25 protein-coding genes and 1 tRNA gene are annotated in these 21,069 nt (G+C 64.1%); 10 read left to right on the top strand and 16 right to left on the bottom strand.

The features are described from left to right. Window positions 1-109: 109 nt before the first annotated feature. The 5 genes from G4923_RS18295 to G4923_RS18280 form a co-directional block, all read right to left on the bottom strand. Window positions 110-186: transfer RNA gene (locus G4923_RS18295), tRNA-Met, on the bottom strand. Window positions 187-454: 268 nt separating this feature from the next. After that, entirely contained in the window at window positions 455-1,174 is a 720-nt protein-coding gene (locus G4923_RS18290) for a hypothetical protein (RefSeq protein ID WP_163137907.1), read from the bottom strand. Window positions 1,175-1,278: 104 nt separating this feature from the next. Continuing rightward, window positions 1,279-2,913, bottom strand: coding sequence for an ATP-dependent endonuclease (locus tag G4923_RS18285; RefSeq protein ID WP_106886689.1), 1,635 nt, complete (start codon window positions 2,911-2,913; stop codon window positions 1,279-1,281). A 76-nt stretch (window positions 2,914-2,989) separates the two neighbouring features. Next, complete coding sequence (locus G4923_RS21380) at window positions 2,990-3,112, bottom strand: hypothetical protein (RefSeq protein ID WP_262110571.1); 123 nt, start codon at window positions 3,110-3,112, stop codon at window positions 2,990-2,992. 62 nt (window positions 3,113-3,174) lie between these two features. After that, complete coding sequence (locus tag G4923_RS18280; protein ID WP_163137906.1) at window positions 3,175-4,062, bottom strand: helix-turn-helix domain-containing protein; 888 nt, start codon at window positions 4,060-4,062, stop codon at window positions 3,175-3,177. Window positions 4,063-4,219: 157 nt separating this feature from the next. On the opposite strand from G4923_RS18280, the gene G4923_RS18275 reads away from it, so the two are divergent. Continuing rightward, complete coding sequence (locus G4923_RS18275; protein WP_163137905.1) at window positions 4,220-5,137, top strand: DMT family transporter; 918 nt, start codon at window positions 4,220-4,222, stop codon at window positions 5,135-5,137. A 52-nt stretch (window positions 5,138-5,189) separates the two neighbouring features. Beyond that, window positions 5,190-6,122: a LysR family transcriptional regulator gene (locus G4923_RS18270; protein ID WP_163137904.1), complete on the top strand. Its 933-nt coding sequence runs from the start codon at window positions 5,190-5,192 to the stop codon at window positions 6,120-6,122. Window positions 6,123-6,129: 7 nt separating this feature from the next. On the opposite strand, the gene G4923_RS18265 is transcribed toward G4923_RS18270, so the two are convergent. Together G4923_RS18265 and G4923_RS18260 are read right to left on the bottom strand one after the other, a co-directional pair. Beyond that, window positions 6,130-6,909, bottom strand: a complete 780-nt coding sequence (locus G4923_RS18265) for a TSUP family transporter (protein WP_163137903.1) — start codon at window positions 6,907-6,909, stop codon at window positions 6,130-6,132. Between the two features lie 455 nt (window positions 6,910-7,364). Then, a complete protein-coding gene (locus tag G4923_RS18260; protein ID WP_163137902.1) occupies window positions 7,365-8,150 on the bottom strand; it encodes a tRNA-uridine aminocarboxypropyltransferase in 786 nt (261 codons plus the stop codon). A 182-nt stretch (window positions 8,151-8,332) separates the two neighbouring features. On the opposite strand from G4923_RS18260, the gene G4923_RS18255 reads away from it, so the two are divergent. Continuing rightward, a complete protein-coding gene (locus tag G4923_RS18255; protein WP_163137901.1) occupies window positions 8,333-8,761 on the top strand; it encodes a VOC family protein in 429 nt (142 codons plus the stop codon). 175 nt (window positions 8,762-8,936) lie between these two features. Here the strand turns inward: G4923_RS18255 and G4923_RS18250 are convergent, their stop codons facing one another. Both G4923_RS18250 and G4923_RS18245 read right to left on the bottom strand, forming a co-directional pair. Then, window positions 8,937-9,923 carry a D-alanine--D-alanine ligase gene (locus tag G4923_RS18250; protein WP_106886684.1) on the bottom strand — a complete coding sequence of 329 codons (987 nt, stop codon included), beginning with the start codon at window positions 9,921-9,923 and terminating at the stop codon, window positions 8,937-8,939. A 212-nt stretch (window positions 9,924-10,135) separates the two neighbouring features. Next, window positions 10,136-10,744 carry a 2OG-Fe(II) oxygenase gene (locus G4923_RS18245; RefSeq protein ID WP_163137900.1) on the bottom strand — a complete coding sequence of 203 codons (609 nt, stop codon included), beginning with the start codon at window positions 10,742-10,744 and terminating at the stop codon, window positions 10,136-10,138. A gap of 209 nt (window positions 10,745-10,953) precedes the next feature. Between G4923_RS18245 and G4923_RS18240 the strand changes: the two genes are divergently transcribed. Both G4923_RS18240 and G4923_RS18235 read left to right on the top strand, forming a co-directional pair. Beyond that, the gene (locus tag G4923_RS18240) at window positions 10,954-11,430 is read left to right on the top strand and encodes a glutathione peroxidase (RefSeq protein WP_106887938.1); all 477 of its coding nucleotides are present in this window, start codon (window positions 10,954-10,956) and stop codon (window positions 11,428-11,430) included. Between the two features lie 276 nt (window positions 11,431-11,706). After that, entirely contained in the window at window positions 11,707-13,107 is a 1,401-nt protein-coding gene (locus G4923_RS18235; protein WP_163137899.1) for a DEAD/DEAH box helicase, read from the top strand. A 74-nt stretch (window positions 13,108-13,181) separates the two neighbouring features. On the opposite strand, the gene G4923_RS18230 is transcribed toward G4923_RS18235, so the two are convergent. The 4 genes from G4923_RS18230 to G4923_RS18215 all read right to left on the bottom strand — a co-directional run bounded on the left by G4923_RS18230 (window position 13,182) and on the right by G4923_RS18215 (window position 15,489). Continuing rightward, entirely contained in the window at window positions 13,182-13,622 is a 441-nt protein-coding gene (locus G4923_RS18230) for an acetyltransferase (RefSeq protein WP_163137898.1), read from the bottom strand. A 3-nt stretch (window positions 13,623-13,625) separates the two neighbouring features. Next, complete coding sequence (locus G4923_RS18225) at window positions 13,626-14,141, bottom strand: GNAT family N-acetyltransferase (protein ID WP_163137912.1); 516 nt, start codon at window positions 14,139-14,141, stop codon at window positions 13,626-13,628. Window positions 14,142-14,176: 35 nt separating this feature from the next. Next, window positions 14,177-14,509 (bottom strand): YnfA family protein, encoded by a 333-nt coding sequence (locus tag G4923_RS18220; protein ID WP_139745331.1) that lies wholly within the window; start codon window positions 14,507-14,509, stop codon window positions 14,177-14,179. 134 nt (window positions 14,510-14,643) lie between these two features. Beyond that, a complete protein-coding gene (locus tag G4923_RS18215; protein WP_163137897.1) occupies window positions 14,644-15,489 on the bottom strand; it encodes a DUF5718 family protein in 846 nt (281 codons plus the stop codon). 270 nt (window positions 15,490-15,759) lie between these two features. Here G4923_RS18215 and G4923_RS18210 point away from each other — a divergent pair, with 270 nt between their 5' ends. The 4 genes from G4923_RS18210 to G4923_RS18195 all read left to right on the top strand — a co-directional run bounded on the left by G4923_RS18210 (window position 15,760) and on the right by G4923_RS18195 (window position 17,760). Beyond that, window positions 15,760-16,350 carry a class IV adenylate cyclase gene (locus G4923_RS18210; protein WP_163137896.1) on the top strand — a complete coding sequence of 197 codons (591 nt, stop codon included), beginning with the start codon at window positions 15,760-15,762 and terminating at the stop codon, window positions 16,348-16,350. Further along, complete coding sequence (locus G4923_RS18205) at window positions 16,347-16,739, top strand: NUDIX hydrolase (RefSeq protein ID WP_163137895.1); 393 nt, start codon at window positions 16,347-16,349, stop codon at window positions 16,737-16,739. Before G4923_RS18210 ends, G4923_RS18205 begins: the two co-directional genes overlap by 4 nt. A gap of 115 nt (window positions 16,740-16,854) precedes the next feature. After that, window positions 16,855-17,361, top strand: coding sequence for a GNAT family N-acetyltransferase (locus G4923_RS18200; RefSeq protein ID WP_106886678.1), 507 nt, complete (start codon window positions 16,855-16,857; stop codon window positions 17,359-17,361). A 105-nt stretch (window positions 17,362-17,466) separates the two neighbouring features. After that, entirely contained in the window at window positions 17,467-17,760 is a 294-nt protein-coding gene (locus tag G4923_RS18195) for an antibiotic biosynthesis monooxygenase family protein (RefSeq protein WP_025327104.1), read from the top strand. Window positions 17,761-17,798: 38 nt separating this feature from the next. On the opposite strand, the gene pdxY is transcribed toward G4923_RS18195, so the two are convergent. The 3 genes from pdxY to G4923_RS18180 form a co-directional block, all read right to left on the bottom strand. Beyond that, a complete protein-coding gene (gene pdxY, locus G4923_RS18190) occupies window positions 17,799-18,674 on the bottom strand; it encodes a pyridoxal kinase PdxY (RefSeq protein WP_163137894.1) in 876 nt (291 codons plus the stop codon). Window positions 18,675-19,009: 335 nt separating this feature from the next. Next, entirely contained in the window at window positions 19,010-19,765 is a 756-nt protein-coding gene (locus G4923_RS18185; RefSeq protein WP_163137893.1) for a DUF429 domain-containing protein, read from the bottom strand. 78 nt (window positions 19,766-19,843) lie between these two features. Beyond that, window positions 19,844-20,407, bottom strand: a complete 564-nt coding sequence (locus G4923_RS18180) for a VC2662 family protein (RefSeq protein WP_163137892.1) — start codon at window positions 20,405-20,407, stop codon at window positions 19,844-19,846. Window positions 20,408-20,711: 304 nt separating this feature from the next. On the opposite strand from G4923_RS18180, the gene G4923_RS18175 reads away from it, so the two are divergent. Beyond that, the gene (locus G4923_RS18175; protein WP_025327108.1) at window positions 20,712-21,062 is read left to right on the top strand and encodes a phasin family protein; all 351 of its coding nucleotides are present in this window, start codon (window positions 20,712-20,714) and stop codon (window positions 21,060-21,062) included. The last annotated feature ends 7 nt before the right edge of the window (window positions 21,063-21,069 follow it).

Below are 21,069 nucleotides of genomic sequence, written 5' to 3'. Positions count from 1 at the left end.
GCTGCTCCACCCCGCGTCCGTATTTTTTCCGAAGTGGCCGAGCAGTAGCCAGTTCGAATCGTCTTCATCAGCTGTCACCCTGTGGGTGTTTTCGATGTCGACACTCAGATGGTTGCGGGGGCCGGATTTGAACCGACGACCTTCGGGTTATGAGCCCGACGAGCTACCGAGCTGCTCCACCCCGCGTCTGAGGTGGCCAATAATAGGCTCCAACGCTGAGATTGCAAGTAATTATCCTAAAAAAAGTTTATCCGGGGATTAAACCACCACATGCTGTGTTCTTTTGCAACAAACCGTAGTTTTTTCAGTCAACTAGGTGTTCCCCTTGCCGCTCGAGGCCCTCAGTTGCCAGGCCAGGTTACCGGATCCGGCGTGCTCCCCCCTCTCTATATGTGTTAAAAAGCCCGCGCCGATCACAGACGCGGGCTTACTCCCTGGCTTGTCCTGGGGCGACTCAGGCCAGCTGGTGCAGCACGCTGGTCGCCGCTATCTGGGCGATGATGAGACCGCACAGGGTCACGGACAACACCACGGGGGCCGTCTCCTGCTGCCGGTAGATTGGGCTGAACCAGAGCAGCAGGGCGGCGATGAGCAAGCCCGCCTGGGTCAGCACCCCGGGGATCAGGGCATCTAGCCCGGCGCCATTGTCCTGCCCGCTCACCAGCACCGCCAGCCAGATCAGGCTCAGCATGGCGGCCAGCAGCCCCGCCAGCGGCAGCAGCAGGTTGAAGGCTTGCAGACGGTGGCGGGCACGCAGCAGCATCAGGTGTGCGAAGGCCGAGCCCAGCAGCACCATCTGCAGTGCCCCGTTCAGCCAGCCCTGGATCTGCAGCAGGCCCAGGCCATAGAGGGCGAGCGGCATGGCAGGCAGCCACAGCAGGCTGGCTGGAATGGCGCGCTTGCCCTCGAGGCGGGACTGGGCCAGGGACAGCACTATCCCCAGGATAAGGGCGGCGCCCCCGCACCAAATCAGCCAGCCGGTCACCCCGGCTTCGATCCCCAGCATCAGGGAGAGGCCGGTGATCACCCAGATGGAGAAGAGCTGGTTGGTGATCCGCGAGCGCTGGCCCGGGCAGAGATCCCCGCGCCACAAGACGATCCCGAGCGCGATCAGGGCCCCCAGGGCCATCAGGCCGGTCAGGGAAAAGAGCCAAAAAGGAAGTTGGACGAACATAGGGTCTCCGGCAGCAAACAGAGGACAGGGCCCAAGGGCCCCGGCAACAAAAAAACGAGGGGCGAGTATACCCAAACCCGCCCCCATCCCCAACGCCTGCGAGACTAGCTCTGGCCGCGGGCCAGGGCGACCACTCGCGCGAACATCTGCTTGAGCATGGGGGGAATGTGTTCGCTGCCAAGGCGCTCCGCCTCCTCCACCACGGCCAGGGCCAGGCCGGGCTTGCTGCGATGGTGAATGGCCTTGGAGATGATGCGCCCGGCGTTGAGGGTGGAGCGCCCCCCGACCCCGGCCTCGCGCCGAAACACCGCCTCGAATCCGTTGTGGTAGAGGTAGTGCTCTATGTCCGCCGAGGGCAACTGGGTGATCCTGTCCCGCTCCCGCTCCCCCTTGAGCAGGGAGCGGGCGGAGCTCGCGTACTTGGCGCCCGCCTCGTCGCCGTCGGTGAGCAGGTGCCACTCAATGCCAAAGTCGCGGGCCACCTTGATGAGGGGGGCCTGGCCACACTGGGCGAACTCTATGATGCGCACCCCTTCCGCCCGCAGGCTGTAGCCGCAGATCTGGGCGAGCTCGGAGAGCAGCCAGATCTCTGTCTCCCCCTCCACCAACAACCAGCAGCGGGCAAACATCGACATGGGTCTGTTGATCCGCACGTGAAAGGCGATTTTGCGCAAGTCGTCGCTGCTGTAGCGCTCCCCCCCTAGCTGATGGCAGAGGATGTCATGCTGGCGGCGCACCAGGCGGCGCACCTGGTTGAGCGGCAGGGAAGAGAGCAGATCCCCCGAGTTGGTGGTGAGCAGCTTCTGGCCGGGCAACTGCTCGAGCAGGCCCCAGGCCAGCGCCAGCATGGTGGGGTGCAGGCGGCTCTCGGGATCTTCCAGCATCAGTATGGGCCTGGCCCCCTCCTCCAGCTCGCGGTTGCCGCGGGCATGGAGCAGCATGGCGGCCATGCCTGCCATGGCCAGTTGCAGGGCCCGGTTGTCGGCGCTGCGCAGCAACACCTGCAAGTTGCCGGGGTTGCGCAGGGTCATGGGGCGATTGACTATCTCCCGCTGGCTGCGGGGCTTGTGCTTGATGGGGGCCAGTGCGCTGAAGTAGTGCTCCATCAACTGCTGCACCGCCTGTAGCGCCTCTTTGAGCTCGGGTTCGCCGATGCGCTGGGGCTCGTCGGTCAGCTTGCCGGCGAGCTCCCCGAGCCGCTGCTCGGAGAGATCGTCCCAGGGCAGCTGCTCTATGCCGTCGCGGGCGGTACGGGCATCCCGCAGCCGGAACACCGGGTTCATGGTGATGAGCAGGCGCACCAGCTCCGCGTTGTTGTCGATGGCCAGGCTCTTGCCGATGCCGTCGAGAAAGTCATGGGTGCTCTGCACGCTGCCATCGTCCAGCAGCTCGGCGCTGGCGCGATAGTGGATACGGTGGAACTTGTCCCTGTGGGGGATCCAGGCCGCGCCAAGGCGCGCCAATCGGCGGGAGTGCTGGCACATCTGGGGGCGGTACTCGCTGAAGGTGAGCACCAGTTGCAGGGTGCGCGATGGGCTCAGCTCGGGGTCTTCGGGCTGATGGAAATCATCGCGACTGAATTGATAGGGTTCGGCATCCCCCAGCAGGCACCAGAGGGCACGCAGCAGGCTGGACTTGCCCCAGGCGTTCTCACCGATGAGAACAGTGGTGTGATCCAGCCCGAGCGAGAGCCGATTTATCCCGCGAAAACCTTTGACTTCAATGCGTTCCAGAAACATGCGGCCATATCCAGTCCATCCTGATGGCGCAATAGTGGCAAAGTTGCCGGGAAAATCCTATCGGGTCTTGGGGTTTTCAGCGGGAACTGTGAGGCACTACGGGTTCGGGAGGGGTGGGCAGGCAGGCGCGATCCTGAGGGGCATTCCAGTGGCTGAACCAGAGGTGGCGGGTGCGGGTCTGACGTTTGCGATGATTCAATGGGCATTCCTTTTTATGGGTAAGTGGTAGAGGGTACACCTCTTTCACCCAGAGTCTCAGCGTTATCTGTGACAGGAGAATGACAATTGCGCGCGCCACTGACCCGGGCTCAGGCCGAACGCCTCCCGAAAACGATTGCCAAAATGGGCCTGGGAGGAGAAGCCGCACTGGGCGGCGATGCTGGCCAGGGGATCGCTTCCCGCCAGCAACTGCTTGGCCCGCTGGAGTCTGAGCTCCTGCAGGTAGCGATGGGGCGGGCAACCCAGGCTCTGGCCGAACATGCGGGCGAAGTGATATTCGCTCAGACCCGCCTCCCGGGCGAGTTCGCTCAAGGTGACGGGCTCGGCCAGGTGGGCCAGCAGATACTCCTGCACCCGCCGGATCACCGCGGGTGCCAGGCCGCCCCGCACCTCGGGGAGCCCAGGCGCTTCACGGGTATGGTGGCGATAGGCGTGTAACATCAGCATCCAGGCGCCGTGGGAGAGCGCCATGCGATCGACCCCGTGCTGCCAGTCCAGCTTCATCAGCTGCGCCTGCACCAGGGCCGCGGCCTGGGGATCCTCGATGAAGGTCTTGTCCTGCAACACCAGGTGGCGCCCCTCCTTGTCGCACACCTGTTCGGCGATGCGGCAGAGGTGCTCGGGGGTGAAGTAGAGGTGGAAGAAGCGAAACTCCTCGCGCACCAGCCATTCGGATCTGTGGTGATCCGGCATGATGCACACCTTGCCGGTGCCGCCGTGGCCGCCGGGACCGTCGAGGCGCTCGGTCTGCTCGCCCCCCTGCAGATAGACGCTGATGGTGTGGTGACCCGGCTTGTGGTAGCGGGTCTGATCGTAGCGGTTGCGCCAGCTGGCCACCCCGAGCCCGGGCTCCAGCCAGCAGGAGTCCTCCAGCCGTGCCCCCGTGCTGACCAGGGCATCGAACACCCCCGCCTGTCGTCTCTGTTGCACCTGTCTGCCTCATCCTTGTTCCCGTGCCGACATCTTATCGCGGTGGCTCGCCCAGCGCTGCAGCCGGCCACAAAAAACCGCAAGATGGTGCAAGCCAGCTCACGCCATCAGGCCCATGCTGATCCCCATGTCACTCCCCTTTTGCCCGGATCCGCTTATGAACCTCCTGCTGTATGTTTCCACCGTCCTCATCTGGGGCAGCACCTGGATCGCCATCGCCTGGCAGCTCGGCCCCATTCCCATCGAGGTCTCTGTGCTCTACCGCTTCGCCCTGGCGGCGCTGGCGCTCTTTGCCCTGCTCACGTTAAGCGGCAAGTTCCCGCGCCTGCCCTGGGCGGGCCAGCGTTATGCGGCCCTGCTCGGCGCCCTGCTCTTCTCCACCAACTTTCTCTGCTTCTACCACGCCACCCTCTATATACCGAGCGGCCTGTCGGCGGTGATCTTCGCCAGCGCCAGCATCTTCAACGGCCTCAACCTCTGGCTGTTCGAGGGCAAGCGCCCCGGCATGCGCTGGTTGCAGGGGTCCCTGCTGGGACTCATTGGCACACTGCTGCTGTTCTGGCCCGTGCTGGCGGATGCGCAACTGGGTGCAAACGGCTGGAAGGGGCTGCTGTTTGCCTGTGCGGGGACCCTCTGCTTCTCCCTCGGGAACCTTGTCTCGGCTCGCGGCCAGCGCCAGGGCTATCAGGTGTTGCAGATGGTGCCCTGGGGCATGGTGTACGGGGTAGTGCTGCTGCTGGGCTGGGTCATGGTGCTCGGTCAATCCCTGACCCTGCCGACCGAGCCCCGCTACCTCGCGGCCATGGTCTATCTGGCCATCTTCGGCTCCGTCATCGCCTTCACCGCCTACCTCACCCTGGTGGGGCGCATCGGCGCCAGCAAGGCGGCCTATGCTACTGTGCTGTTTCCCCTGGTGGCGCTGAGCCTCTCCACCCTGTATGAGGGCTTCGTCTGGCAGACGGTCTCCATCCTGGGTGTGGTGGTGAGCCTTATCGGCAACCTGGTGATCTTCGCCCCGCCCGTCAAGAGGTGGCGCTGGCCGCTGTCACGGGTGACAGACGGTACTTGCCCCTGATGCCAGCAGCCCCTAAGGTAACCCCTCCCAACAGAGGTTGAACGGAGGAAGCATGTTACTGGAAGGGCTGGAGACACTCTGCCTGCTGGCGAGCGAGGGCACCATGGCCAAGGTCGCGAGCCGCCTCTATATCAGCCAGTCGGCGGTGAGCAAGCGCATCACCCAGCTGGAGCAGCGCCTTGGCAAGCGGCTCATCGAGCCGGATGGCCGCCAGACTCGCCTCACCCCCCAGGCCCGGGAGCTGCTCGCCCGGGTGGCCCCGAGCCTGGCGGAGATGAAGGGGGTGCTGGCGGACAGCCAGACCCTCACCGACCAGACCCCCCTGCCCGTCGCCTGCTCCGAGACCCTGCTGGCGGGCTACCTAGCACGCTTCATGCACGACTACCTTGAGCAAGATCCTCACCTTGCACTCTCCACTCACCACACCCCGGTGATACTGACGCGGGTGCGCGGTGGCGATGCCCTGCTCGGCATCTGCGCCGGTCGGCTGCCCCCCGGCCACGGCCTCTGTGCCGAGCTGCTGCTGGAGGAGCCCTTCTATCTGGTGGGAGACGATCAGGAGGCGGCGCAGCCGGATCACAGGGTTGCCTCGCCAGACAGGGCGAGTGGCAAGCCGTTGACACAAAGAGATCTGGGTGAGGAAACCCTAGTGCAGGATAAGGTGCGCAAGATCCTGACCATGGATCTGGAGAACCCTTCCAATCGCTATCTGCGGGATCCCCTGGCCGCGCTCGGGCTGGTGCCGGCCATGGAGCTCGACTCCTACCTGGCGCTGATCGAGCTGGCCAAGGCGGGCATAGGCCCGGTGCTGCTGCCGGCCGGACTGCTGGCCCTGGTGGGGGATCAGGGGAAAAGGGCGCGCGCCCTGCCTGGGCTGGCGCGCCCGCTGCACCTGGTCTATCGGCCGAGCAGCCTCAAGCGGGCGCGGATCCAGCGCCTGGTCGAGGGGATCCGGGCCCACTTCGCCCGGGTGAGCCAAGGCTAGAAATGACTCAGACGAGCCAGCTGAACAGCTCGGGGTACTGACTCCACACCAGCTTGGCGGACATCACCAGGGAGACAGTCACCAGCAGCGGCTTGATGAGCTTCACCCCCTTCTTCAACACCAGTTTGGAACCGAAACGGGCTCCGATGAACTGGCCCAGCGCCATGCAGAAGCCCACGCTCCACACCACCTTGCCGCCGAGGGCAAAGAACAGCAGGGAGGCGATGTTGGAGGTGAAGTTGAGCAGCTTGGTGTGAGCAGTGGCTCTGGCCATGCCAAAGCCTGCCAGGGCCACGAAGCCGATGGCGAAGAAGGAGCCGGTGCCGGGGCCGAAGAAGCCGTCATAGAAACCGACCCCGCCCCCCACCAGCAAAGCGAACAGCATGGGGGTGAGACGGCGCTGGCTCTCCGCATCGCTCACCCTGGGGGAGAAATAGAAGTAGCAGGCGAACGCCATCAGCAGGAAGGGCAAGAGGCGCTCCAGGATGGCGGCGTCTATGGTCTGCACCGCCAGGGTGCCGATGGCCGCCCCGATGAAGGTGCAGATAACCGCCGGCCAGATGATGGCCCACTCCAGGAGCCCCTTGCGGGCATAGAACCAGGTGGCGGAGAAGGAGCCGAAACTGCTCTGCAGCTTGTTGGTGCCGAGCACCAGGGCGGGCGACATGCCGGTGGCAAGCAGGGCCGGCACCGTCAGCAGGCCGCCGCCTCCGGCGATGGCGTCGATAAAGCCGGCGATAAGGGCGACCCCGAACAGGGCAACCAGGGTGTACAGTTCCAGTTCCATCCATAAACCTCGTGTGATGCGGCCACCCGCGGCAACCCCGGGTGTCCTGTTTGAGCACAATGCAGGTCGCTATCCTAACGGGGGCAGGCTCATGAGGCTAACGAAACAATGGCAGCCAACTGATTCCTGATTTTCATCAATCTGGACGCTGCCTTGCCATCGTCTGCCAAAGCGAACGACACAGTGGCAGACGATCGATTCAACTCCTGATTTTCATCAATGTGGACACTGCCTTGCTATCGTCTGCCAAAGCGAACGACACAGTGGCAGACGATCGATTCAACTCCTGATTTTCATCAATGTGGACACTGCCTTGCCATCGTCTGCCAAAGCGAACGAAACAGTGGCAGGTGGTGAATCCAATTCCATCCATTCCTGATCACAGGCACGGCAATTGGGGCGATCTGCTTGTCCGATGATGCCCATCCCCTACCTTCGCCATTCAGCCGAGCCGGTTAAACCAGGGTTGCCACGCTGGCCCCGCCCCGCTCAGCGGCAGACTCGGCAACCTCCCCCTTGATCGCCTCCAGGGCCTGCAACAGCGAGGTCTCGTCCTCGCCGGGGGCCCGACTCACCCTGCCTGCCATATAGCGGCTGCTGAACAGATTGAACCAATGTTGCAACGCCTGGCCTGCCTGCAGCTCACCGGCCACCTCCAGCACGCAGGCCGCCACCTCGGCGGTGCACAGGTGCTCATCGCAGTGGGCGACCCGCATGCCATAGGTGGAAAGCGCGTCCGGCCGCACCGACAGCACGGGGAAGCCATCCAGATAGGGGCTCATGTTGAACATCTTGCGCGCCTCGGGCCAGGTGCCGTCCAGCAGGATGAAGAGCGGCTTCTTGCCAGGGGCCAGGGCCACCCGCTCGGTCACCCGGGCCGGGTTCTTCTCGCAGGCGGGGAACACCACATAGGGCTGCCAGGCGGGATCCGCCAGCAGGGCCAGCAGCTCGGGATGGGGCTGGGTGCGCTTCCAGAGAAAGGCCCAGGTCGTCTGGGGCAAGACGTCGGCGATGAGACGGCCGGTGTTGGACGGCTTCATGGGTTCGCTGTCATACATCAAGAGGCAGAAGCCCGCCTCGGCCTTGAGCTCGGGGCGCCACTCGCAGGCACACCAGGCATGACGCAGCTGGCAGGCCTCGCAGCGGGGCACGCTGCCGCCACGGGCGAGAAAGGGACGGGTAGAGATGCTCTTGCGCCAGATGCGCAGGCGATTGACGGCATGATCGGGGATGGGCTTCATGGGGCGCGGCTCGGCGACAGGGTCTGCGGGAAAAAGGGGGCAGATTGTAGCGAGCGGGTCTGCCGGGGGCAAGGTGCGCGGCATCTGCCCCGCAAGACGCTCGGCCCAACGCGCCGCTCTATACTTGGTCCTCATCCCATCATCCCACGCACGGGAAGGCCGATGGGACACAGGAGGAGAAGATGGCAGAACCAGACATGGCCAGGGAGCACGCCCTGGCCGAAGGATCCACCTTTACCTGGCACGAGCTCTATGTGCCCGACGGCGAGGCCGGGATCCGCTTCTACGCCGAGGTGCTCGGCTGGGAGAGTCAGCTCATGGAGATGGAGGGAGGCAACTACCCCATGCTGGTGGTCAACGGCCGACCGGTGGCCGGAGTGCAATCCACCCGGGACAACCCCCAGATGGCTGGCGTGCCGCCCCACTGGGCGACCTACATAGCGGTGGATGACGTCGATGCCAGGCTGGCCAGGGTGGCCCAGCATGGCGGCAGCCTGGTGGTGCCCGCCATGGACATCCCAACAGTCGGGCGCATGGCGCTCATCGCCGATCCGCAAGGGGCGCACATTTGGCTGTTCACCCCCTTCCCCGGGGATTGCCAGCAACCCTGAGGGTCATGATGACAGCGCTAGATTGGCGCTCATTGCCAATCCACAAGGGGCGAACATTTTGCTGTTCACTCTATTCCCCGGGGATTGCCAGCAACCCTGAGGGCCATGACGACAGCGCAACAACGACAGAGGGGCCCTTGGGCCCCTCGCTTGTTGCTATGCCTTGTCGGCGCCCTCAGACGGGGCGCAGATTCTGCTCGAGGAAGCGAGCGAAGCTGTGACCGTGATGCTCCAGCAGTTTCGGGAACATGGAGATGGAGGTCATGCCCGGGAAGGTGTTGATCTCGTTCAGCAGTATCTCGCCATCCTCGGTCAGGAAGAAGTCGATACGCGACAGATGGGTCAACTTCAGCTGACGGAAGGCCTTGAGGGAGTAGGCGTGAATGGCGTCAGACTGGGCCTGGGTCAAGCCTTCGGCCTTGAGCGCCGTCTCGGTGTGGCTGGCGCTGCTGTACTTCTCTTCATAGGTGTAGAACTTGTCCTGGGGCACGCAGATCTCCCCGGGATAGGTGGCCACCAGCTCGTCGCCGTACTGGTAGACAGCCACTTCCAGCTCGCGGGGCTTGACCGCTTTTTCGATCAGCACCTGCTCGGAGTAACCGAAGGCATCCTTGATCCCCTGCACCAGCTCGGCCTCGTTGCTGGCGGAGTAGCAGCCCACGGATGACCCTTGCGAGGCAGCCTTGATAAACACCTTGCCCCACTTGGCCAGCGCGGCTCTCGCCTCGGCGAGTGCCTCGTCACCCTGCTCGGTCAAAAACAGATAGGGGGTGTTGGGGATGCCGATGGCGGAGAGCCACAGCTTGGTGCTGATCTTGTTGAAGCAGATCTTGCTCGCCTCGGCGTCACACCCCAGATAGGGCAGGCCCGCCAGCTCGAGGAAGGATTGCAGATCGCCGGTCTCACCCGGATAGCCGTGGATGCAGGGCACCACGTAGTCCACCGGACGGGCCACGCTGTCAAAGGAGAGCAGCTTGTCCAGCCCCAGCTTGCACTCGCGGCCGTCGGCACTGAGCCAGCGGTCGGCGAACATCTCGACCCGGGTCACTTCGACCCCAGGCAGGAGACCGAGCTGTTGTTCGAGGAAATTGGCACTGCGCAGAGAGACTTCGTGCTCGGCGCCACCGCCGCCGCACAGCAGCAAGACATGCATGTTCTTCATTAGATGTGATCCCTTGGGAGAAGCGGCTTCGTCATGGCCGGGGAAAATCCGGCTGCGCGACCTGCGCACCAAACAACGGGCGAAGCCAGATACGAACATAAGTGCGGCCAGTGTAGCAAGGGAGAGGAAGCCTTGTCAGCCGATGGGGCCGCCATCCCCCCATTCTGGCCCGTAAAAAGAGGCGCCTGTGTCAAAAACGGGACGAAACGGACTCAGCGAGGGGGATCTACCCGACCGGCGCCATTGCCATTGACCCGAAACCAGCCGGCGATGCTGTAACGCTCCTCGCTCGCGGGCAGCACCTCGTGGGGAAACTCCTCCGACAGGAAGAGCACCAGCCGCCCCCCCTTGGGGGAGACATCCATCAGAAACTGCTCGTCGTTGTCATAGACCCGCAACACGCCGCCCGCCTGGGGCTGCCAGCCGTTGTTCAAGTAGAACACCGAGGTGAGGCGGCGGTTGGAGCGCCCGGCAAAGGCGTCGCGGTGAGTCGCATAGAAGTCGCCGCTGCGGTAGCGGGCGAAGTGGGCCTCGTAGTCGAACAGCCCCAGCATCAGGTTGCGATTGGCCGCCAGACGCAGGGATTCCATGCGGGCCAGATAGTCGGCCACGGGGGCGCCCAGGGAGGGATCCAGCCAGTGGATCTGATCACGGCGGATCGCCGGATTGCCCTGATGCAACCCCTCCCGACCTATCCCCGCAGGTTGCCACTCCCCCGGCAGGCAGGTCCGCAAGGCATCCACCTCGGAGGCGGTTAAGAAATCATCCACAATCACCCATCCCCGGGTGTAAATGGCATCCATGACGGCTTGATAGTCCAAGATTGACTCGCAGCGAGTGGAGATAGTGCGCTTTGTAGCGACTTCCCCCCATCGGCACAAACCGGATTGCTTCTCTTGAGAAGTCCCGCCATCAATAAGGGACTGACCCCGGGCGCCGATTTCCCCTTGCCCCGCCGCACCGGGCCCGCTAACGTGAAAACAAGGCCCGAAACGGGTCTCCCTCTGCATCCATGACCTAGGAGAGCGCCATGCCCTTGCCCACCATTCCTCTGCAACGACTCGATGGCAGCGAGTTTCCCGGTGACGCCCTGCAAGGGAAGGTCCTGCTGGTGGTCAACGTGGCCAGCCGTTGCGGCTTCACCCCCCAATACACCGGGCTGGAGGCGCTTCATCGCCAGTTTGGTGAGCAGGGCCTGGTGGTCCTCGGCTTCCCCTGCGATCAGTTCGGCCACCAGGAGCCCGGGGATGCCGAGGAGATAGCCCGTTTCTGCTCGCTGGATTACCCGGTGAGCTTCCCCCTGATGGCCAAGTGCGAGGTCAACGGCGAGCAGGCCCACCCCTTCTACCGCTGGCTCAAGCAGCAAAAGCCCGGGCTGCTCGGGAGCGAGGCCATCAAGTGGAACTTCACCAAGTTCCTGCTCGATCGGGAGGGCCGAGTGGTGGACCGCTTCGCCCCCCAGACCAAACCCGAGGATCTGGCGGGGGCCATCCAGGGGCTGCTGTGAGCCGGGCCCCCCGGGCGACGAACGGCCATGGCCCTCTCCAATCGGACTCGGCGCAGCCCCTTTGTGCCCCGGGTCCTCATTCGTGACGCCGTTACTGCGTGCCTGCGTCACTTCTGCTATATTACGCGCCCATTATCTTTTTCGTGTCGTAGCGCCCGCGGGACGGGCATGAAGGGATCAGGCCCTGCCCTGACCCGCTACCCACCTTCTTCCATGTCGTGACGGGCCCAGGCTGTCGTCACCCGTTGAGCCCAAGGCTCGGAGTTTCTCTCGAACATGTCATTCAATGAACTGGGTCTGTCACCGCACATACTGCGGGCCGTCAAGGAGCTGGGTTACGAACAACCCACCCCCATCCAGCAGCAAGCCATCCCGGCCATTCTGGCCGGTCAGGACGTGCTGGGCGGCGCCCAGACAGGCACAGGCAAGACCGCCGGTTTCACCCTGCCCATGTTGCACCGTCTGCTGGCCAACCACGGCCGTGGCGGCCGCCGTCAGGTCCGCGCCCTGGTGCTGACCCCGACCCGGGAGCTCGCCGCCCAGGTGGGCGAGAGCATCATCAAATACGCCCACCATCTGCCGTTCCGCACCCTGATCGCCTACGGCGGCGTCAGCATCAAGCCGAACCTGGACGCCATCAAGCTCGGGGTCGACATCCTGGTCGCCACCCCGGGCCGCCTGCTGGATCTGCTGACCCAGGGGGCTCTCACCCTGAGCTCCCTGGAAGTGCTGGTGCTGGATGAAGCGGACAGAATGCTCGACATGGGCTTCATCGTCGACATTCGCCGCATCATGAAGGCGCTGCCGGACGAGCGACAGACCCTGCTCTTCTCCGCCACCTTCTCGAATGACATCAAGGCGCTGGCAGATGATCTGCTCAATGACCCCACCCTGATCGAGGTGGATCCCAGCAACACTGCCGCCGATCAGGTGACCCAGCGCGTCATCCAGGTCGACCGGGAACGCCGCCGCGAGATGCTCTCCCACATGATCGGCCGTGGCAACTGGCAGCGGGTGCTGGTGTTCGTGCGAACCAAACAGATCGCCGACCGCCTCGCCCAGCAGATGCAAAAAGATGGCCTCAATACCGTCGCCATTCACGGCGACAAGAGCCAGGGTGCCCGTAACCGGGCGCTGGCCGATTTCCGTGAGGGCAAGGTGCGGGTACTGGTCGCCACCGACATCGCCGCTCGCGGCCTGGACATCGATCAGCTGCCCCACGTGATCAACTTCGAGCTGCCCCAGATGGCGGAGGATTACATCCACCGCATCGGCCGCACCGGTCGCGCCGGCCGTGGCGGCGAGGCCATCTCCCTGGTGAGCCAGGACGAGCTGGGCCAGCTCAAGGATATCGAGGCCCTGATCGGCCAATCCCTGACAGTGGAGATCCTGGAAGGGTACGAGCCGAGCGGCAAGCCGAGCCGCCAGACCCTGCCAGGCAGCAAGCCGGTGCAAAACCCGCCCCGTGACCGCGGCCATGCCAACGCCAAGAGCAACAATGCCAAAGGCAAGCCTGACGGGGCCAAAGGCAAGGGCAAGGCCAAAGGGGACGGCTCCAAGAAGCCGGCTCCGGCCCGCAAGCGTGAGGTCGTGGGGGAAGACATCGGCTTCACCCCCATGCGCCGCCTGCCCAAGGCCCAGCGCGATGACTATCAGGACAACTCCAGCGAGGAGTAAGGCAAGCTGTTGCCGACCTGACACAAAAAAAACCGCCCCCTTCACGAGGGCGGTTTTTTTATGCTCTGGCGCCCTTACTCGGCGGCCAGGGTCATGTGCAGCAGGGGATAGGGCTTGCCCTGGCCATCCAGGGGAGAGCGCCCCATCACCCCGAAACCCAGGTGCTGATAGAAGCCGAGGGCCTGGGCATTCTGCTCGTTGACGTCCACCCGTCTCGCCCCTTGCCGGTGGATGGCGTGGGCCACCAGCAGGCGGCCGACCCCGCGTCCTCTCGCCTCGGGGGCGATGAAGAGCATCTCGATGTTGCCATCGTGCACACCGCAAAAACCGGCTATCTCCCCCTCCTCTCCCCTGGCGCAGACCAGATCCACCGCCGCAAAATAGTGCTCCAGGATCAGGGGCTTGAGGGTGGTGATATCCGCCTCTTGCAGGAAGTGATGGGTGGCGCGCACCGAGGCCTCCCAGAGGGCAATCAAAGCCGGGTAATCCCCGGCGTCCGCTTGTTCAATCTTCATGATTCATGACTCAATCTGTGGTGAAAGGACCAATGCCGGGCCCAGGGGCCGGGCGCCGTCAGGGGTTGCCCTGGCCTCGGCCTGCTTGATGACAAAGCCCTTCTCGATGCCGGCCTTGAAGCCCAGCTTTTCGTACAGGCGATGGGCCCCTTCGCGCCCCTCCCCCGACAGCAGCATCACCTTGTAGCAATCCAGCTCCCAGGCCAGGGTCAGGGCCTGCGCCAATAGCTGCTGGCTCACCCCCTGACGCCGAAACGCAGAGGCCGTCACCACGTGCTCTATGATGGCAAAGGGCCTGCCGCCGTTGGTCAGGGTCGGGATCACCCCGAGCTGACAGGTGGCGGCCAGCTGGCCCTCCACCTCGGCCACCAGGAGTCGTACTCCAGGCTCGGCCAGCAGTCGCCTCAGCGCCTCTCTCGCCACCGACGGCGCCAGCACGGGATCATTGGGCCTGAGCTCGGCGTAAAGACTGAGCAGGCCCGCCAGATCCTCTTCCTTGCACTCCCTAATCAGCACAATGGCAACCCTCCTGATCTTCTGTATTCCCCTGCGCCCTATGCGGATCTGGGGGCAAACATGATGATGGCCATGCCCGTCAGGGCGACGCCGGAACCGACCCAGTCCCACACAGTGGGTCTGATCCCATCCACCGCCCAGAGCCAGAGGATGGCCACGAAGATATAGACGCCCCCATAGGCGGCATAGACACGGCCGGCGGCGGTCGGATGCAGGGAGAGCAGCCAGGCAAAGAGGGCGAGACTCAGGCCCGCCGGCAGCAGCAACCAGGCGCTCCGCCCCTGGGTCAGCCACAGGTAGGGCAGATAGCAGCCGACGATCTCGGCCAGCGCGGTGATCAGGAACAGTCCGATCGTTTTGAACTCCAGCATCATGGGTCTCTAGCAATGGTGCAATAAGAGCTGAATGTTAAAACAACGCATTGGGTTATGTAAGCACGGCGGCGCAGCAGGCCAGGAGGAAAGGAGGGCAAACCTTCCCCCACGGGCGTGGGGGAAGGAAGGGGTCAACGGACCCTGACTGCCTGGAGCAAGGCAGAGACATCCGGGCCAAAGGTGCGGGCGCGGATGGCCTCGCGAATATCCGCTTCGCCGTAGCGGCTGGCCGGATAGACCACCACGCAGGCGGTGTCGCCGGGGGCGAGGAAATGAGTCTCGCCGAAGGGGGTGTAGCGGGTGGCGCCTATGCTGATGAGGGCGTGGGCCGGGCGCCCCGCCTGGGCCAGCAGCCCCTGGATATGCTCGGCCGGGCCCTCATCCTGCTGATGGTTGAACTTGTCGATGGCCCAGTCGAGCAGCTGCTGATGGAAGTAGCTGTAATCCACAGCCGCGCTGTCAACCCCATAGGGATGCAGCTCGCCATCGCGCTCCAGGTAGCAGGCGATGCGATAGTCGTCGAGCTCGCAACCCGGGGCAAAATGGCTAAGGGGCAACAGAGTGGCCGCCAGCCCCTTGCTCTCCTCCCCCCAGTTCTTCTTCTCGCTGATCTTCCTGGCGTTGGGGCGACGGATGGAGCAGTCGTTGTAGGCGCCAAACGCCTTGGGATGTATGGCCACCACCTGCTCCCCGTCGTACGCCAGCTCGCACCAGAGCGCCACTTCGGGTTCGATTTGCACCTTCTCGTCGCCGCTCACCGCCGCCTCTGGCAGGAAGATGGCCTCGCCGCTCAATGGGAAGACGCCGAGCTGGCCCGGATGGCCTGGCACATAGAAGGGGAACAGCGCCTTGGGGGCAACCTTGTCCGCGACCTTGACGGCGACGAAGTCCGCCGCCTCGCCGGCCTGCTCCAGATGGCCGGCGAAGTTGCCCGCCACCCCCAATCCGATGAAGTTGCTCAATTCAGTGATCTGCATCTGTGGCTCCATTGGCGCGGCCCGGGCCGCCGCCTCGTTGTCTATGTTCAGGGCGGCAGGGCTACCGCCAAAGAGGGAGCTTATTAGAGCACAGCCCCCTGGCTGCGCCCAGTCGCCCCGCCGCAAGCTGTGCACCAGGGCGGATTTTCCCTCACCATATGGTCATAAAGAGAGCAGTCAGCGCCAAGCTGTGATCCCGGTGCTTGGGCGAGCCCCGCGCTTTTGCTAGTCTGCCCTATTCATTTTCCGTTTGGGTGCCGGTGCCGAGCCATGACCACACATTTTCAGGGTCGCTTCGAGGTGGAGTTCAAATACCGCCTGGCGGATAGCGCGGCCTTCCTCCGTGCTCTCGAGGCCCTCGGCCCCGAGCTGATGGTGGCGGACAATCATGAGCAGGACTGCTACTTCGACACGGCGGACCGCGCCCTGGCGAGGGAGCAGAAGAGCCTGGTGATCCGCACCATGGCGCCCTCCGGCATCCGGCTCTGGATAGTCAAGGGACCGGGGCCCGATCGCTGCGAGGCGGTCAACATCACGGATGCGGACAAGGCCATCAGCATGGTGCGCACCCTGGGCTACCAGCCGGTGCTGACCATCGCCAAGCGGCGCAGCATCTACTTTCTTGGCCCCTTCCACCTGACCCTGGACAGCCTTGCCGGGATAGGGGATTTTGCCGAGCTCGCCATCATGACCGACGAGGAGGCCGCACTGCCCGCTTACCGGGAGCAGTTGCTGGCGCTGGCCGCCCGGCTGGGGCTCAGCCCCGAGATGCGGGAGACCCGCTCCTATCGCACCCTGTGCGAGCAGTCAGCTCACCTTCGAACCTGTGAAAAGAGGAAACAAGAGGAATCAGCCCCATGATCGACAAACTCGCCTGGCTCACCTTCAAGGAGGGGCAACTGCTCTGTGCCCGCTCCCACGGCAAGGCACTCTATTACATCCCCGGCGGCAAGCGTGAGCCGGGCGAGAGCGACGAGGCGGCCCTGGTGCGGGAGATAGCGGAGGAGCTGGCGGTCAGCCTCAAGCCCGAGACCCTGCGCCTCGCCTGCGAGTTCAGCGCCCAGGCCGACGGCAAGCCGCAAGGGGTGCAAGTCAGGCTGCGCTGCTACACAGGGGAGGCTGACGGCAGCCCCACCGCCTCGGCGGAGATCGCCGAGCTGCGCTGGCTGGACAGCCGTCATCTGAGCGAGGTCTCCCCTGTCTCCCGCCTGCTGTTCCAGTGGCTGGCTGAGCAGGGGCTGATCCGCTAGAAAACTGACTCGTGAACAGCCTTCCAGCTCCTCCGCAGTGAGACTGGCTGACAGAGCAAGATTGAACCGTTAATCCCGAATGGATTGGCAATTGGATACAAGAAGAGGAGTTTCAATGGAGATCCTTGAGGTCGATAGCACCAGAGGCATCAAGCCTGCGTTGATCACACTGCTGCAAGATTGCGTGGCCAGCGGCGCCTCGGTGGGCTTCCTGCCGCCCCTGCAGGAAGAGCGGGGATTGGAGTACTGGCAAGGCATCGAAGGGGAGCTGGCCGACGGGGTGCGCAAACTCTGGGTGGCCTTCGATCAGCACCATCTGGTGGGCGCCCTGCAGCTCGCCCTGTGCACCAAGGCCAACGGCGGTCACAGGGCCGAGGTGGAGAAGCTGATGGTACACAGCCAGGCCCGCGGCAAGGGGGTGGGTCGCGCCCTCATGCAGGCCATGGAGCAAGGGGCCCGGGAGGCCGGGCGCACCCTGCTGGTGCTGGACACCCGGGTCGGCGACATCGCCTCCACCCTCTACCGCCAGCTGGGCTACCAGGAGGCCGGCCAGATCCCGGACTTCGCCCGCAACGCGGACGGCACCCTGGCGGCGACCCAGTTCTTCTACAAGCAGCTCTGAGGGGCGAGAGCCCAACGCAACAAGGCCAGCCCCCAGGCTGGCCTTGTTTATTGGCGCGTTCACTGCTCAAATGACCCCTTCATCCAGAAACGGCAAGGAGCCATCATGATATTGGAAGTCGCCCCGCTGCAAATCATCCCAGGCCAGGCTGCCGCCTTCGAGCAGGCATTCGCCCAGGCCCAGCGCATCATCAGCACCCTGCCCGGTTACGCCGGCCACCAGCTGCAACGTTCACTGACCGACTCACACCGCTACCTGCTGCTGGTCAACTGGCAACGGCTAGAGGATCACACCCAGGGCTTTCGCGGCTCCCCCCAGTACCAGGAGTGGAAGGCGCTGCTCCATCACTTCTACGATCCCTTCCCCACTGTGGAGCATTTTCAGGCCGTACAACCTTGATCAGCCCAGGATGAGCTTGGCCGATCACGGCTGAGGCATCACGCCACACCATCGGCCAGGCGCTCGGCCCTGTGCGCGATCCGCGGCTCGGCGAAGTCGGCCTGGGCCGCGATCAGCTGCAACTCGTAGGCATCCGCCTGCCAGGTCTGGCGCAGCACTTCATCGACAGCGGCGTTGGTGCGCTCGAAGGCGGCCACCGCATCAAATCCGGCCTGCAGGTTGGCCAGCATCAGGGCGCTGATGAGATCCCCCACCCCCACCGGCTGGCGGGCAAACTGGTAGAGCGGCCGGGCGATGAGATAATCCCCCTGCGGGGTGGCCAGCAGCATCTCGAAACGGCCGGGATCACTGGCAGCGCGCCCCAGGTGCTTGACCAGCACCATCTTGACGCCGCTTTCCAGCAGCTGGTGAGCGGCGGCGCGGGTCTGGGCCAGGGTCGTCAGGTGGACGCCGCACAAGGTCTCCAGCTCCAGCAGGTTGGGGGCCATGATGTCCGCCACCGGCAGCGCCTGCTCGGTGAGGAAGCGGGTCACGCCGGGGGCGACTATGCACCCCTTCTCCGGGTGCCCCATGACGGGATCGCAAAAATAGATGGCCGCCGGATTGGCCGCCTTGACGGCCGCAACCACCGCCAGGATCTCGTTCCCCTGCTCCGCCGATCCCAGGTAGCCGCTCAGCACCGCATCGCAGCGCCCCAGCACCTCGATATCCATCAGCCCCTGACAGAGGGCGCTGATATGGCCGGCGGGCATCGCCATCCCCTGCCATCCCGCCGCGTACTGGGTGTGATTGGAAAACTGCACCGTATTGACGGGCCAGACCTCCATGCCGAGACGGCGCATGGGGAAGACGGCGGCGCTGTTGCCGGCACAGCCAAATACCACGTGGGACTGGATAGAGAGAATGCGTTTCATCGACACCACCACTGAAGAAGCATGAGGAAAGCGGGCAATATATCGGATGCAGAGCGGGCTCTGCCAGCGATTCCCGGCAACCCTCGCCATTTATGCGGCAAAAAGACCATTCAATGGAGTGTTACACCAACTTCCCCCCACGCCTGCCCAACCCGGCAAGCCAGGACCGCCTCGGCCTCGTCGGCGTGATATGGTTTCTTCACACCCTTGCTTGATGGCATATGAGAGCGTTTTGATACCAGGCGGCGGATGGCGGGAGAGAGAGTCGAGGAAGAACAGCGAGGCGCGACGGCAGGCAAGCCGGGGCCAAGGACCCCGGGCTTTGTAGTTAAGGCTTAAGGCCTTGCGAAGTGATAGACCCAGCCTTCGTCCAGAGGGAAGTCGGAGGGCGCAGAGACAAGATCCGGCAGGGAGACGACGGCCCCACCGGCGGCATATTGCAGCGCCATCAGGGCGCAGAGGGCGGCGTCGTAACGATCCGTCCCGGCCACCACATCAGGTGGCAAGGAGGCTGCTATCTCCTCCCTGGCCGGTGAGGCCTTGCCTGCTACCTTGGCGAGGGCCGGATAGACCTCCAGCACGGCGCGATCGGCGTGGGGCTCCAGCCTGGGCACAAGCTGCAGATCCCCGAGGCGCGGCAACATGGAGAGCGCCAGGGTGGCGTTGTTGCCGAGCCTGTCGAAGGTGGCCGACAGCGGCTTCTTGCCGTATTGCTGATGCAGCCAGCGCTCGCAGTCCCGATAGGCATAGGGGTTGTCTATCTCCCGCTGGGGGACGGCGCACTCGACTCCCCTCCCCGCCAGCAACTCGCCGAGGGCACGGGGAAAGGCCAGCGGGGCATCGATGCCAAGCGCCAATCGCGGGCAGGCCAGCACCTGCATCAGCGCCATCTCGTCTTGCAGCGCCGGGCGCAGCAAGGCGTCCAGATCCGGCGCCACCCTGGAGCTCAACCTGAACAGGGGGGAGACCCCGAGCCAGTGCAACTGCTGCGTGCGGGCCTGCCAGCCCACCACGGCCACCGCCTGGGCATTGCCCTGCCAGCCCCTTACATCCCAACCGATGCCGATGGCATCCAAGTGTTCCGTTGTCATGCCCCTGTCACCTCTGCGCACTATTGATGGAGCACAGGGTAATGGCTGCGTCCCCTAAAGCAAGGCCGGGCGCCCTTCCTAGAAGGATTTCTTGAAATTGATGAGGGGCAGTATGGGGAAGATGCCGTTCTCGGCGTAGTTGGCGAGGCCTATCTGCAGGCCATCGAGGTGCTTGGTGGCATTGATGAAGCCAAGCTGGAAGGTGGTGCGCTCGGCATAGTTGACGAAGCCGAGGTTGGCCAGGGCGTTGCCCTTGGCGATGTTGACCGCCCCCCAGTTAAGCCCCCGCACGTTGTTGGTCAGGTTGACGAAACCCAGGTTGACCCCGGTGTCCTGCCCCTCATGCCAGTTGACGGCGTTGATGGCGACCCCGCCGAACTGATGGCGCACCCGGGCGGTGCCGAAGAAGATGCCCAGCTGCAAGCCGGTGAACTGATCCACATCGGAGAGGGCGAACACCGGCAGATCTATGCCCTTCACCTGACCGGTGCGGCCATACAGGAAGGAGGCGCGCGCCCCTTCCACCTGGTGGGAGGAAGGCAGGTTGATGCCGGGCAGGGAGATCTGGACCGGGGTGCTGGCCTGGGCCACGCCGGCGAGGGCCAGCGCGGAGCAACCGAGCAGCAGGGCGAGAGGTTTCATCGGGATTCCTTGGCAGTCTGAATGACGTGCCAGCCTATCAGCGCGGCGCCGGTGCGGCGAGGGCGCGCCGGACCCAGTGCGTCACCTCTCGTCTGATCCGCCTCCCTCGACGGGCGTCGCTGACAAAAAAATTCAAACAGAAATTAACATTTATGTCATTTACACCAAACCGCATTTGGTTGCAGAATGCTCAAACGTGTGTTTGAACAGAGCAAGCAACACGTAAACAGGGATGACATGCAGTACCCGTAAGAAGGGCCGATTGGCCCACAACAACACTGTTCTGCCGAACTGGAGACCGATGATGAATATGGACGTGATCAAGAGCTTTACCGAGCAGATGCAAGGCTTCGCCGCCCCCCTCACCCGCTACAACCAGCTGCTGGCCAGCAACATCGAACAGCTGACCCGGTTGCAGCTGGCCTCCGCCAACGCCTACGCCGAACTGGGCCTCAACCAGTTGCAGGCCGTGAGCAAGGTGCAGGACACCCAGAGCCTGGCGGCCCTGGGCACAGTGCAACTGGAGACAGCCAGCCAGCTCTCCCGCCAGATGCTGGATGACATCCAGAAGCTGAGCGCCCTCGGCCAGCAGTTCAAGGAAGAGCTGGATGTCCTGACCGCGGACGGCATCAAGAAGAGCACGGGCAAGGCCTGATAACCCC

This window comes from Aeromonas rivipollensis (assembly GCF_010974825.1).
GTDB lineage: Bacteria > Pseudomonadota > Gammaproteobacteria > Enterobacterales > Aeromonadaceae > Aeromonas > Aeromonas rivipollensis.
This window is presented reverse-complemented; position numbering and strand designations above follow the sequence as displayed.

Excerpts from the sequence above, each read along its gene's own strand:
- G4923_RS18220 (WP_139745331.1), bottom strand. The coding sequence starts at position 14,509 with ATGCTGGAGTTCAAAACGATCGGACTGTTCCTGATCACCGCGCTGGCC.
- pdxY (WP_163137894.1), bottom strand. The coding sequence starts at position 18,674 with ATGAAACGCATTCTCTCTATCCAGTCCCACGTGGTATTTGGCTGTGCC.
- G4923_RS18175 (WP_025327108.1), top strand. The coding sequence starts at position 20,712 with ATGAATATGGACGTGATCAAGAGCTTTACCGAGCAGATGCAAGGCTTC.
- G4923_RS18275 (WP_163137905.1), top strand. The coding sequence starts at position 4,220 with ATGAACCTCCTGCTGTATGTTTCCACCGTCCTCATCTGGGGCAGCACC.
- G4923_RS18250 (WP_106886684.1), bottom strand. The coding sequence starts at position 9,923 with ATGAAGAACATGCATGTCTTGCTGCTGTGCGGCGGCGGTGGCGCCGAG.
- G4923_RS18185 (WP_163137893.1), bottom strand. The coding sequence starts at position 19,765 with ATGACAACGGAACACTTGGATGCCATCGGCATCGGTTGGGATGTAAGG.
- G4923_RS18200 (WP_106886678.1), top strand. The coding sequence starts at position 16,855 with ATGGAGATCCTTGAGGTCGATAGCACCAGAGGCATCAAGCCTGCGTTG.
- G4923_RS18285 (WP_106886689.1), bottom strand. The coding sequence starts at position 2,913 with ATGTTTCTGGAACGCATTGAAGTCAAAGGTTTTCGCGGGATAAATCGG.
- G4923_RS18230 (WP_163137898.1), bottom strand. The coding sequence starts at position 13,622 with ATGAAGATTGAACAAGCGGACGCCGGGGATTACCCGGCTTTGATTGCC.
- G4923_RS18260 (WP_163137902.1), bottom strand. The coding sequence starts at position 8,150 with ATGAAGCCCATCCCCGATCATGCCGTCAATCGCCTGCGCATCTGGCGC.
- G4923_RS18235 (WP_163137899.1), top strand. The coding sequence starts at position 11,707 with ATGTCATTCAATGAACTGGGTCTGTCACCGCACATACTGCGGGCCGTC.
- G4923_RS18180 (WP_163137892.1), bottom strand. The coding sequence starts at position 20,407 with ATGAAACCTCTCGCCCTGCTGCTCGGTTGCTCCGCGCTGGCCCTCGCC.
- G4923_RS18215 (WP_163137897.1), bottom strand. The coding sequence starts at position 15,489 with ATGCAGATCACTGAATTGAGCAACTTCATCGGATTGGGGGTGGCGGGC.
- G4923_RS18205 (WP_163137895.1), top strand. The coding sequence starts at position 16,347 with ATGATCGACAAACTCGCCTGGCTCACCTTCAAGGAGGGGCAACTGCTC.
- G4923_RS18240 (WP_106887938.1), top strand. The coding sequence starts at position 10,954 with ATGCCCTTGCCCACCATTCCTCTGCAACGACTCGATGGCAGCGAGTTT.
- G4923_RS18265 (WP_163137903.1), bottom strand. The coding sequence starts at position 6,909 with ATGGAACTGGAACTGTACACCCTGGTTGCCCTGTTCGGGGTCGCCCTT.
- G4923_RS18270 (WP_163137904.1), top strand. The coding sequence starts at position 5,190 with ATGTTACTGGAAGGGCTGGAGACACTCTGCCTGCTGGCGAGCGAGGGC.
- G4923_RS18210 (WP_163137896.1), top strand. The coding sequence starts at position 15,760 with ATGACCACACATTTTCAGGGTCGCTTCGAGGTGGAGTTCAAATACCGC.
- G4923_RS18290 (WP_163137907.1), bottom strand. The coding sequence starts at position 1,174 with ATGTTCGTCCAACTTCCTTTTTGGCTCTTTTCCCTGACCGGCCTGATG.
- G4923_RS18195 (WP_025327104.1), top strand. The coding sequence starts at position 17,467 with ATGATATTGGAAGTCGCCCCGCTGCAAATCATCCCAGGCCAGGCTGCC.
- G4923_RS18255 (WP_163137901.1), top strand. The coding sequence starts at position 8,333 with ATGGCAGAACCAGACATGGCCAGGGAGCACGCCCTGGCCGAAGGATCC.